Below are 12005 nucleotides of genomic sequence, written 5' to 3' on the forward strand. Positions count from 1 at the left end.
AAAAAAGGGAAGTCAAAATATGGCTTCCCTTTTTTGTCGTATCAGATAGTAAAATTACAATCCAAACCCGTAAGCTACGCGTAAAGCAAATATACCCAGGTGATCTTCTTTATGAGTGAGATAATCATAATGCAGACCAAAATCCCAGTGTTTAGTGGCATAACCCAGGTTTGGCGACAGATCTAAACGGTGCGGCCCCCAACTCGGACCTTCCAGTTTTTCAAAGGCAACACCAATTTCGCCTCCTACATATATATTTGGCAGAAAAAACTCTTTAACGCCGGCCTTTATAGGCAGCTCACCATAGCTTTGATATCTTTTGTCCTGTCCGGGTATTTTTTTTGGAAAAAAGTGGTAACCTCCGGTGGTAAAGGTGATAGCCAAATCATTGGTAACGCCATACTGCAGGCGTGCGGTTCCGCCAAGACTAAAGTTTGTACCCAGTTTGGCAACCCCAGTCGGAAGGCCCGATTCAATACCTAAGCTTAAAACAAAGTCTTTGGCTGGGGTAGTTTGTGCTTTTACGTTGGTTGCAAAAAACAAAATAGCTGCCATAAAAGCTACACCTATTAGTTTTGTTAGTTTTTTCATTTGTAATGATTTTTAGTAAACAATATTTATATACATTACTATCTCATTCACAAATAGGTTGCCTCACCTTCAATTTATTTTTGAACTGATGACCATATGAAACAACTAACCATTGATTTTTATAAAGCAGGCAACCTATTGCTTAAAGCCATCGTATTTTTTGTAACAACCGTCATTTAACAGGAGGTTATAGATCAAACCAAAAAAATATTAAAATGAAAAAAGTTATTTATCCCGCGCTGATCCTATTATTTATCAGCTTTTCGGCTTTTATTGTTGCCACTACCTGGAAGGTAAAAGATCCCTATGAAATAAAGTTTTCGAATGGAAAAATACATGGAGAATTTCAAGGGTTAAAAGCAAATATCCAGTTTGATAAAGCACATCCTGAGGATTCAAAAATTTCGGCTACTATTGATGCTACTACGCTAAGCACCGGCTTTTTTATTAAAACCAGTCATTCTAAAGATGCTATCGACGTTGATCATTACCCTACCATCAGTTTTACATCAACTATTGTAAGCAAAACCAATGCTGGCTATGACGCTAACGGCAAGCTTACCTTAAAGGGTGTTACAAAGCCGATTATCATTCATTTTACGTTTGACGATAAAGGAAACGAAGGCATTTTTAAAGGTGATTTTAAAGTGATTACTAAAGATTTCGGTATCACCAAAAATGGTTCGCCAGATTATCTGGACATTACATTAAGTGTGCCGGTAGCCAAATAAACTATTCATGATTTTTGAGTTATGAGGGGGAAGTATGTGTGTTATTTAATAACTCAAAAAGAAAGCCCGGAGCTTAAAAACTCCGGGCTTTTGATTTTATATTTTACTGCGCTTCTCTATTCAAAACTCTTCAACACTTTGATAACGTGTTCTATCTGTTCGGGATGTACATCCAGATGGGTTACAAAACGGATGCGGTGTTTATCGGTGTCGCTGGCTTTAATGCCATGGATAGCCAGTTTAGCCAATACGGTAGCAGCCGGTTCAATGGTATCAAACAATACAATATTGGTTTCTACGGGTACTACATTACTTACCCAGGACAATTTACTCAATTCTTCGCCTAAAATAGTTGCATGGGCATGATCAACTTTAAGTCGCTCCACATGGTGATCAAGCGCATAGATGCCGGCTGCCGCTAAAAAACCAGCCTGGCGCCATCCGCCACCCAATACCTTACGGATGCGACGGGCGTATTTAATGGTTGCAGTATCTGCCAATAAAACCGAGCCTACTGGCGCACCCAGGCCTTTTGACAAACAAACAGATATCCCGTTAAAATATTTGCCGTAGTCAATAGCCTTATCACCGGTATGCGTTAATGCGTTAAATATACGTGCACCGTCCAGGTGAAGCTTTAAGCCTTTGGCTTTGCATAGTTCGGCAATGGGGGCAATATCTGCCAGTGTATAGCAGCTGCCACCACCCTTATTTACTGTATTTTCCAGCACTACTAAACTGGTATGTGGGAAATGGATATTTTCGGCATTAATCTCAGGCGCTATCATTTCGGCGGTGATAATACCCCGGTAACCATTCAGCAAGCGGGTGGATACACCTGAGTTAAAGGCTATTCCCCCACCCTCATACCGGTAAACATGCGCGGTTTGGTCGGCTATTAACTCGTCTAAAGGTTGTGTAAAGCATTTAATAGCTATTTGGTTGGTCATGGTACCCGATGGGCAAAACAAGCCCGCTTCCATTCCAAAAATGGCTGCGGTTTTCTTTTCCAGCTCGGTAACGGTTTCATCTTCGCCAAAAACATCATCGCCTACTTTGGCGCTCCACATAGCTTCGAGCATTCCGGGTGTCGGTTTTGTAACCGTATCGCTGCGTAAATCAACAGTTAATTGCATGGTAATTTTTTATTCCTATTTTAGAAGCTCAAATCTAAATTATATACGTTCAATTTTACTATTATCCGTATATTTTATGGTTGTAACAAATATGTATCCATCATATTAAATGTTTTTAATTTACGTTCTCTGTTTTTAAACTTACTATGCGTACAACTATACTCCTTTCATTAATTGTATTGAGCTGCACATCGGTTCAGGCTCAAAAATGGCAGCCTGGTACTTTTACCGATGTAAAAGGCAATCGTGAAACCGGTTTTATCAGGCTTGATCCTCCGGGTAAAGGGCCTATAAAAGATGAAGGCTTTATTGAATTTAAAGAAACCGAAAAAAACAATCCATATAAATTAAGCGCCAGCGACCTGCGGTCGTTTGTGGTAGCTAAAGATAGTTTCGTGGTGGCTCATGCTCCACAGAACGGTGCCTGGGGTAAGGAAGAAACTGATTTTGTAAAAGTGGTTTTGGACGAACCAACCAAACTTTACGTGGCTCAGGGAGGCAAAGGCGGCGGTGGAAGCGGCTTTGGTATTTCGCCTGGAATTGGCATGGGTTATGGTACCGGCGGGTATGGAGGTGGCGTAGGCGGCGGTATAGGCATATCCCTTGGTGGCGGTCGTGGCCGTAAAGGCGGTAAAACAATTTATTACTACGGTGCCAACACTGCCGAAATGAAACAATTGACCGACGAAAATTTTGAAGACATCATGACCGATATTATGGGCGATGAACCCGATGTGGTGGAGAAAATACACGCACACCAGTTTGGGCTAAAAAATATTGATAAACTAATCGCTTATTATAAAACAAAGCAGAGCCCCCCAGCCCCCTAAAGGGGGAGCTTTTGATTAGCATAACTAAAAGCAAATGCATTCTTGTTCCCCCTTTAGGGGTTTTAGGGGCTCAATCTATCTTGATCCCTTTATAATATTCTGCGTTCTGGTAATCTTTCCGGAGTGGAAAACCTTCCCAATCGTCGGGCAATAATATCCGGCGCAGATCTGGGTGACCTTCAAAAAATATACCTAATAGATCATAGGCTTCACGCTCGTGCCAGTCAGCAGTGCGGTATACGCTGGTTATGCTTTTAAACTCGGGCAAATCTGTGCTTTCCCGGTTGTGGGGTTTACTTACCTTTAGCGTAAGTTGGGCTTTATAAGGTATAGAAGCCAGGTGATAAACCACGCCATAACGGTTATCCTCATCATTGTAATGCACCCCACTCAGGCTCGACAGAAAATCAAAATAAGTTTTGGAATTATTACGCAGCTCCAGGCACACCACTGTAATATCATCAGGATTGATCAACAAGGCGGGTTGCAACCCGCCAGTTTCTTCGCCAACAATTACGGTCTCACCAAATTTTTCGGTAAGTAATGCTTTGATATCGTTAAACATCATGGTGCCAAACGTACTTTTTTCCAGCTTTTTTTATCAACCTTTTTATATAGGATACGGTCGTGCAAACGGCTTGAGCGCCCCTGCCAAAACTCAACCAATTGCGGGTTTAGGATATAGCCGCCCCAAAATGATGGCTTTGGCACTTCCTTGCCTTCGTATTCGGCTTCTAATTCGCCCCATTTTTTTTCCAATTCATCACGCCCTTCTATCTCCTGGCTTTGTGGTGAAACTATGGCCCCTATCTGGCTGCCTTTTGGCCTTGAGTGGAAATATCTTTCAGAATCTTCCTTACTTAATTTTTCTATCGTACCCTCAATACGCACCTGACGTTCCAGTTCGCCCCAAAAAAAAGTAATAGCTCCCTGAGGGTTCTTGGTTATCTCCTTACCCTTCCTGCTTAAGTAATTGGTATAGAATATGAAACCATGCTGATTAAAGCCTTTTAACAACACGATACGAGCCGATGGTTTTCCGTTTGTAGTAGCTGTAGCCAGTGTCATGGCATTAGGCTCATGCAATTTTGCGGCTAAAGCTTCGTTAAACCATTGTTCGAACTGATTTATCGGGTCGCCTTTGGTATCTTTTTCGGATAATGTAGCGGCAGTATAATCCTGCCTTAAATTTTGTATTTCCTGCTGATTCATTGAATGCAAACTTACAAATATAGTAGCAAGATAGTATCAAGTAGTTAGTATCAAGTATCACGACAATTTTGCAAAGCGACATTAATCGCTAAAACGGCCTCTTGATACTTGATACTAACTACTTGATACTAAATCTTTACATAAATTTTAATTTAATAATTGAACATATTTTTATTATGCTTGTTGTAATATTTAAAAACTGAACCTTATGCTTAGTCCTATTCCGGCAGCCGCTGGGCGTCTGCTCATTTCGGAGCCTTTTATGATGGATCCGAATTTTAAAAGATCGGTTATCTTACTAACAGAATACTCTGCCGACGGCGCTATGGGGTTTATTTTAAACCATCACAGTGAATATATGCTGGGTGATGTTTTACCAGATGTTTCTTACTCTGAAATGCCGGTTTATGACGGCGGACCTGTAGCCAAAAACACCCTGCACTTTATGCACTGTTGCCCCGAAAAGATAGAGGGCGGCATTGAAATAGCCGAAGGCGTATTTTGGGGTGGCGATTTTGAACAGGCAAAAGAATTAATATCAAATTACCAGTTAACCGAACACGAGATCAAGTTTTTTGCTGGGTACTCCGGCTGGACGTCCCAGCAACTTGATGAAGAAATACTGCAAGACAGCTGGATAGTTGCCGAGAAATTTAAATCAGAAACACTATTCTCTAATGATGAGCAAAACCTTTGGAAAGAAGTAGTTATAGGCCTGGGCCAGCGTTACGCCCACATTGCCAACTTCCCGGAAAATCCGGCTTTGAATTGAGTTTGCAGTTAATATCGTAATAGGATTGCCTACTAAAATAAACACAAACAGCGATGGTTACTCATCGCTGTTTGTGTTTAATGTTGATTGTAAACTGCCCACTGGCAACTGCCTCACTACCCTTCCATTTCCTTTGCAGAATCCTCTACTTTCTTTTTAAGGTCATCTTTAAAGCTGATGAGATTTCTAACCAGGTATTCATCAGCTGTAGATAATATCTGCGCGGCCAGTATACCGGCGTTTTTTGCCGCATTAAGGGCAACAGTAGCCACAGGGATACCATTTGGCATTTGCAATATGGATAATATCGAGTCCCAGCCATCAATGGAATTACTTGATTTTACAGGAACGCCGATTACAGGTAAATGTGTTAACGAAGCTACCATGCCCGGCAAATGCGCGGCGCCACCGGCACCGGCAATGATTACCTTAATACCACGATCGGCAGCAGCGCGGGCGTAACTGAACATCCTGTCTGGCGTACGATGTGCCGATACTACGGTGATCTCATAATCTACACCTAATTCTTTTAAAACATCGGCGGCATCCTGCATCACGCCTAAATCGGATTTGCTGCCCATGATGATGGCTACTTTTGGCTGGCTCATATTTATATTTCCTTATTAAAAACCGTCATTGAGAGGGTTATTATATTTTGTTATTCAATTATGATTACATAAAAGAATTGTCATGCTGAACACAGTGAAGCATCTATTATACGATATGCATATTGGCGAATAGATCCTTCGTTCCTCAGAATGACAACTTTAATTCTAATAAACTATGATCTATGAACCATCACCTAACTTATCACCTTCAGCGTTTGCTGCACAAACCTTGCTTTTTCAATGGCTTTTTTCCGGTCAGAGTCAACAATGGTTACGTGACCCATTTTACGGAAAGGTTTAGTTAGGGCTTTTCCGTATAAGTGCACATATACACCTGGAGTTTTCAGTATTTTTTCGATACCCTGGTATATGGCCGGCCCTTCATAGCCTACTTCGCCTAAAATGTTTACCATAATGGCATTGTTAAGGCAGGCCGTATCACCCAACGGCTGATTAAATATAGCTCTCAAATGCTGCTCAAACTGCGAAACCACATTTCCCTCAATAGTTTGGTGCCCACTGTTGTGCGGACGTGGTGCCAGCTCATTTACCAGTATTTTACCATGTTTGTCTAAAAACATTTCAACGGCCAGAATACCTACAATTTTAAGGCTCTCGGCAATCTTTTTGGCAATTTGTTCGGCCCGTTCTAATATTTCGAACGGTAAGGTTGATGGTGATATCAGGAATTCAACAAGATTGGCTTGTGGGTTAAACTCCATCTCTACCAACGGAAATGTACTTACATCACCTTTTTCATTCCGAGCCACGATTACAGCTATTTCTTTTTCAAAATCGATCCATTTTTCGATCAGGCTGGGCTCTTTGAAAGCGCCAGGTAAGTAGCTTTCGTCGACTACTTTATAAACGCCTTTACCGTCGTAACCATCTTTGCGCAATTTTTGAATATACGGAAACGGGATAAAACTTTGCTGTAGTTGTTGCGCTGATGATATGATCTGAAAATCGGCCGTTGGGATGCCATTTTCTTTAAAAAATTGCTTTTGCAAGCCCTTATCCTGTATCAGCCTGATGATTCGTGACTGTGGATAAACCATCACCCCTTCACGCTCCAGTTGTTCAAGCGCATCAACATTCACCTTCTCTATCTCAATGGTGATCATGTCTACATTTTTACCAAAATTGTAAACAGTCTCATAATCGCTCAGCGAACCTATAGTAAACTCATCACAGAGCTTACGGCAAGGCGCCTCCCGATCGGGATCAAGAACTTTTATGGTAACATTATAATTTATGGCCTGTTGTATCAGCATACGACCAAGCTGGCCGCCGCCCAGGATACCTAATTTTAAATCTCCGTAGAATGCTTTCATGTTGAAGATGCAAGTTTACCTGAAATCTTTCAAAAAGCCATAAAATGCTTCAACATCTATAGCTAACTACCGTTTTTTAACCAGTAAATAATAAAAAATAGAGTGTACAACCAGGAATATACCACCAGTCATGAGATAGACTATTTTAACAGGCGGACTTAATTTCATGGTCAACGCGGTAATAATAAACACTATCGAACCGGCAAAATACAGCAAAAAACGTACAATACGATTATTCCAATATGGTGGGTTAACCAGGAACAAAGCTGGCAGCGTCATCACAAAAATGATGATATTTAAAAAAGTAACATTTTCCATGATCTTGGGCAAGGTCTTGGTATAATCGTCGCTTTTTTGCGATATATTGTAGTAAACACAGGTAGCCGCTATAGACAGGATAACTGCAAATAAGAATACTCTGAAAAGTTGTTTAGGAATTGTTTTCATCTTGATATCAAATATAATAAATAAGCCCGGTTCCGGGCCGGTATTATGGCTGCAAAGAAACGTATATGAGCCCGAAAAGCCTTAATCCTATTGTCACAAATTGAACTGCAAAAAGGCAAAACCCCTTTAAATACCCTAAAAACAGTACCTTAGCACCGTTTTTTACATAAATATAATTTTCGATGAAAACTAAAATAGCAGTAGCCAACGGTGATGGAATAGGTCCCGAGATAATGCAGGCCGTACTTAAAGTTTTTGAGGCCAATAATGTACCATTAGAGTACGAATTTGTGGAGATGGGCAAGTCGTATTTCGACGCGGGGCACTCCACCGGTATGACGGCTAAGGCTAAAGAAACCATTGAAACATTGGGTATATTGTTTAAAGGTCCTATGGAAACCCCAAAGGGCAAAGGTGTAAAAAGCATCAACGTAACCGCCCGTAAAGTTTGGAATACCTACGCCAACCAACGCGACTTCAGGACTTTGAATGGCGTTGATACTGTTTTTTCCAAAGCTGGTATCCCTATCAACCTTACCATTATCCGCGAAAACATCGAGGATACTTATGGAGGTATTGAGCACCTGCTTACTTACGATGTTGCTGTAGGTCGCAGGATCATTACCCGCCCGGGCTCGGCGCAGGTTATCCGTTATGCTTTTGAAATGGCTAAACGCAAAGGCTTAAAAAAATTAGCCTGTGGCCATAAAGCCAATATTATGAAACTGACCGATGGTCTTTTCCTGGAAACTTTTCAGCAAATAGCCAAAGAATATCCCGAAATAGAAGCATCAGACATTATTGTTGACGACCTGTGCATGAAACTGGTAACCCGTCCGGAAACGTTCGAAGCCATTGTTTTAACTAACCTGCAGGGCGATATCGTATCAGATCTTTGCGCCGGTTTAGTGGGCGGATTGGGTTTTGCGCCATCAGCCAACATTGGTGATAATATATCCATATTTGAAGCTGTACATGGCACCGCTCCTGATATTGCGGGAAAAGGCATTGCCAACCCTACCGCTTTATTACTTTCGGGTATTTCGATGCTGCGTTTCCTTGGTTTCTCCAAAAACGCGGCTGATATCGAAAATGCGCTATTATATACGCTGGAACAAGGTGTACATACCGGCGATTTTGGAAACAAAGCTATCCCGGCCTCTAATACCAATGCCTTTACCGATGCTATTATTGCCAACATAGGACAACTACCGGCAAACGGCGGTGTTTTTTCAAACCCCGACTTTGAAGCCCGTGTAAGCCATTTACAACCGATAAAAAACAAGCTTACCGTTACCAAAAACATCAAAGAAGAAATGATTGGTGTTGACGTTTTTGTGGAAGCCCGTGTTCAACCCAATGAATTGGCCGAAATGGCCAAAAAGGTGCTAACCGATAATTTTGAGCTGGTAATGATATCCAACCGCGGCACCCAGGTTTGGCCAACAGGTTCTATTTATACCGAACTGGTTAACGAGTACCGCGTACGTTTTGAAAAGAAGGCAGGTAAGGAGATCACCCAGAAAGAGCTGCTGCACATTGCCGCCGACTTTTCTGAACTGGCCAAAGTTTGCTCTGTGGAGTTCCTGATGAATTTCGACGGTAAAATTGGTTATACCTTAGCACAAGGTCAATAAATATTTGCTTACTTCAATATAAAAAGAGCCCGTGATTGATCATGGGCTTTTTTTATGCGATTTAACTACCAGAGTATATCAGCCACAAATTGGCAAAAAGTGGGTTTACATGGGTTTACACTTTTTAGGGTTTACATACATTTAATTTATTGATAATCAATTATTTATATTTTATTTTATCAAAAAAGTGTAAACCATGCTTTTGGGATAAAAGTGTCATTTTTAATTCCCTGATCTACTAAGAGTAATAGCCCGTGATTAGATATCAATCAAACCCAAACATGAAGCATAGTCGACTCACCCGGTCTACGCTTCGCTGGACCACCCTCTCTCCGGCTTCGCCGCAAAGAGGGCATTTTATCTTGTTTTTTGTCATCCTGAGGAACGAAGGATCTATTCTACAATTGAAAAGTTCAATAATAGATGCTTCACTCCGTTCAGCATGACAAATCTTTTTTACCTCCATCCGCGACAGTGTAAGCGTGAAAAGCAGCGCAGCGATGTCGAGCCATGGTGTGCGGACCTTGATAAACAGGGTAATTCGTACCCATTCGTGCAATTCACATCATTTTTACTTCCCTCTCCCTTAGCGGTTTAAGCACCTTTTTCAATTAATTAAAAACCATTCATTGTAATTATAAGTTATAAATCTACATAAATTGAAATGAACTATTAATTTAAACGATAATATATCAGAAAAACTGCTACTTATTTACATGCTAATTATGAACAAAATCAAAAGAAAGATGAACATGAAAAAGTCAGTTTTAATTGCCATTGCATCACTATCTATCGGTTTTTTATCAACCCGTGCAATTGCCCAAACACAACAACAAGATACTACTAAACGCGATACAACTAACAAAACCGCTCCTGCCTCAACCGCTGCTCCTTCTGCAGCGTCTGGCGATGTGGTTGGTGTACTCTCCAGCTCTACTACATTTGCACCAATGGCCCTGGCCATTAAAAACGCCGATCTGGAAGCAACTTTAAAAGGTGCCGGACCCTTTACCGTTTTTGCACCAAACGATGTAGCTTTCAGCAAGGTGCCAAAACCTACCATGGACGATTTGATGAAAGATCACGCCAAACTGGCCAAAGTTTTAAAATATCATGTGGTAGCCGGTAAATACACCAAAACCGACATCATTAAAGCCCTGGGTGCCGGCAAAGGCAAAGCTGTTTTAAAAACTATTGACGGCGATACTTTAACGCTATCGGTTAACGACAAGAGTAACCTCCAGATTACCGATGCCAAAGGAAATTCAGCCCTGGTAATATCATTTGATACTATGGCCAGTAATGGTGTTATACACGGCCTGAATGGCGTGTTGATACCTCAATAAAAATCGTTTGTTTAATTAATTCTAAATCCAAAAGAGTCCCGGTATGCAGGTACCGGGCTTTTTTATGGGCTACTTTTTTGATAGCATATTAAACTTTCCCTGTTTCAGGTGCCGGTCGGCAATTAAAGCTACTGGTAATCCCAGGCAAACAATCAGCACAGCTATACCGGTTATCAAAACCGGTAGTTTAATTACCGGAAACGCTTTTTGGGTGATAGGTATAACCACCAGGTTCATGATGATCCAGGCGGTAAAGCCATACAAAACCGCTATGAGGTAAGCATTTTTAAGCCCCTTTTTAAAGAAGGGATATAGCAGATAAAACGCGTTGGTAAATAAAATAGCAATCAGATAGTGAAATATAACACCGGCTGCAACCATTTCGGCACCTCCTTTAAAGGCTGCTTTGCCAAACACCGCGCTGGCTATAAATTTAAAAATGATGGCGGGTTGTATTTTATAGTTCAATAGCAGGGCAGCCAAACCATCAAGCGTACCGGTTATTAATCCAATACCAAGAATATTGAGCAGCACATTGCTTTTATGAGGTGTGGTATCTTTTTGCATCAGGAAATTTAAGCGGCTAATTTATGCTTTTTATAAAGTTGCGATACCGACATTGTTAAATTATTTTTTGCTTTTAAGTAAATTTTTGTAACAGATGCTTATTTTTATGGCAATGAATAATGACACCTGCCTTATTGAGGTTCCGGCTTTGCTGAATAAAAAAACGAACAAGATATTAACGTTTAAAACAGAAAGCCTGATCATCGAAAAACCGATGGGTTTAAAGTCGCCTGATTTTATACCTGCTGAAGCCATTACCGGTTTCCGGTACGGTGTTAGCTGGATACGGGGCTATGCTTTTACCTTCGGCAGGCAGTACTTTATTGAAATTCAAACCGATCAGCAAAAGGTAATCAGCGTTAAACTAGGTAGTTATTATGGCATCCGGAAAAATTTGTATAACCAGCTCTGGTCAGAGATTATACATCAGCTGTGGCGCTATTACTTTGTAAACCAATACAATTACTACTACGATTTGTATAAGATCAACCAAACCTTTGAGCTTTGTGGCATTTACTTTCACCCCAATGGTATTGGTTGGGATGCGCTCAACATTTTGCAATGGAGTGAAGTGGGTATCAGCAATTACTACAACTATTTCATGATTTACAACCGTAAAAACAAGCGACAGTATAAAAGTCGCAGCTTTGCCAAAGACTGGAATGCTGTAGTGCTGCAGGCTATTTTGAAAGAGATAGTCGAAGAGAAAAAAGTAGTATTCTAATTTTTAAATTTCTCCTTGTTAAAAACTTTTTAAACCTCCCGTTTTAACAATTTTCTATTCAAAAGCGGGG

At 40.9% G+C, this 12005-nt stretch carries 14 protein-coding genes; 6 read left to right on the forward strand and 8 right to left on the reverse strand.

Annotated features, from left to right (window positions below):
* Positions 1-54: 54 nt before the first annotated feature.
* Positions 55-591: a hypothetical protein gene (locus G7092_RS09215; RefSeq protein ID WP_166088403.1), complete on the reverse strand. Its 537-nt coding sequence runs from the start codon at positions 589-591 to the stop codon at positions 55-57.
* 215 nt (positions 592-806) lie between these two features.
* On the opposite strand from G7092_RS09215, the gene G7092_RS09220 reads away from it, so the two are divergent.
* Complete coding sequence (locus tag G7092_RS09220; protein ID WP_166088406.1) at positions 807-1322, forward strand: YceI family protein; 516 nt, start codon at positions 807-809, stop codon at positions 1320-1322.
* Between the two features lie 116 nt (positions 1323-1438).
* On the opposite strand, the gene G7092_RS09225 is transcribed toward G7092_RS09220, so the two are convergent.
* Complete coding sequence (locus G7092_RS09225) at positions 1439-2458, reverse strand: threonine aldolase family protein (RefSeq protein WP_166088408.1); 1020 nt, start codon at positions 2456-2458, stop codon at positions 1439-1441.
* 146 nt (positions 2459-2604) lie between these two features.
* On the opposite strand from G7092_RS09225, the gene G7092_RS09230 reads away from it, so the two are divergent.
* Positions 2605-3288, forward strand: a complete 684-nt coding sequence (locus G7092_RS09230; protein WP_166088410.1) for a hypothetical protein — start codon at positions 2605-2607, stop codon at positions 3286-3288.
* Between the two features lie 70 nt (positions 3289-3358).
* On the opposite strand, the gene G7092_RS09235 is transcribed toward G7092_RS09230, so the two are convergent.
* On the reverse strand, positions 3359-3856 hold the full coding sequence (locus G7092_RS09235; protein WP_166088412.1) for an NADH-quinone oxidoreductase subunit C: 498 nt from the start codon (positions 3854-3856) through the stop codon (positions 3359-3361).
* The gene (pdxH, locus tag G7092_RS09240; protein WP_166088414.1) at positions 3853-4500 is read right to left on the reverse strand and encodes a pyridoxamine 5'-phosphate oxidase; all 648 of its coding nucleotides are present in this window, start codon (positions 4498-4500) and stop codon (positions 3853-3855) included. The genes G7092_RS09235 and pdxH overlap by 4 nt, the downstream gene beginning before the upstream one ends.
* Before the next feature lie 208 nt (positions 4501-4708).
* Between pdxH and G7092_RS09245 the strand changes: the two genes are divergently transcribed.
* Positions 4709-5272, forward strand: a complete 564-nt coding sequence (locus G7092_RS09245) for a YqgE/AlgH family protein (protein ID WP_166088416.1) — start codon at positions 4709-4711, stop codon at positions 5270-5272.
* A gap of 116 nt (positions 5273-5388) precedes the next feature.
* Here the strand turns inward: G7092_RS09245 and purE are convergent, their stop codons facing one another.
* The 3 genes from purE to G7092_RS09260 all read right to left on the reverse strand — a co-directional run bounded on the left by purE (position 5389) and on the right by G7092_RS09260 (position 7661).
* Positions 5389-5880: a 5-(carboxyamino)imidazole ribonucleotide mutase gene (purE, locus tag G7092_RS09250; protein WP_166088418.1), complete on the reverse strand. Its 492-nt coding sequence runs from the start codon at positions 5878-5880 to the stop codon at positions 5389-5391.
* Between the two features lie 194 nt (positions 5881-6074).
* Positions 6075-7214 (reverse strand): 5-(carboxyamino)imidazole ribonucleotide synthase, encoded by a 1140-nt coding sequence (locus G7092_RS09255; protein WP_166088420.1) that lies wholly within the window; start codon positions 7212-7214, stop codon positions 6075-6077.
* A 66-nt stretch (positions 7215-7280) separates the two neighbouring features.
* Positions 7281-7661, reverse strand: a complete 381-nt coding sequence (locus G7092_RS09260) for a hypothetical protein (protein ID WP_166088422.1) — start codon at positions 7659-7661, stop codon at positions 7281-7283.
* A gap of 182 nt (positions 7662-7843) precedes the next feature.
* On the opposite strand from G7092_RS09260, the gene G7092_RS09265 reads away from it, so the two are divergent.
* Together G7092_RS09265 and G7092_RS09270 are read left to right on the forward strand one after the other, a co-directional pair.
* Positions 7844-9298 carry an NADP-dependent isocitrate dehydrogenase gene (locus G7092_RS09265; RefSeq protein ID WP_166088424.1) on the forward strand — a complete coding sequence of 485 codons (1455 nt, stop codon included), beginning with the start codon at positions 7844-7846 and terminating at the stop codon, positions 9296-9298.
* Positions 9299-10050: 752 nt separating this feature from the next.
* Positions 10051-10644 (forward strand): fasciclin domain-containing protein, encoded by a 594-nt coding sequence (locus G7092_RS09270; RefSeq protein ID WP_166088426.1) that lies wholly within the window; start codon positions 10051-10053, stop codon positions 10642-10644.
* 69 nt (positions 10645-10713) lie between these two features.
* Here the strand turns inward: G7092_RS09270 and G7092_RS09275 are convergent, their stop codons facing one another.
* Positions 10714-11211, reverse strand: coding sequence for a hypothetical protein (locus G7092_RS09275; protein ID WP_166088429.1), 498 nt, complete (start codon positions 11209-11211; stop codon positions 10714-10716).
* A 106-nt stretch (positions 11212-11317) separates the two neighbouring features.
* On the opposite strand from G7092_RS09275, the gene G7092_RS09280 reads away from it, so the two are divergent.
* Positions 11318-11935, forward strand: coding sequence for a hypothetical protein (locus G7092_RS09280; RefSeq protein ID WP_166088431.1), 618 nt, complete (start codon positions 11318-11320; stop codon positions 11933-11935).
* Positions 11936-12005 lie beyond the last annotated feature (70 nt).

Source organism: Mucilaginibacter inviolabilis, from assembly GCF_011089895.1.
GTDB lineage: Bacteria > Bacteroidota > Bacteroidia > Sphingobacteriales > Sphingobacteriaceae > Mucilaginibacter > Mucilaginibacter inviolabilis.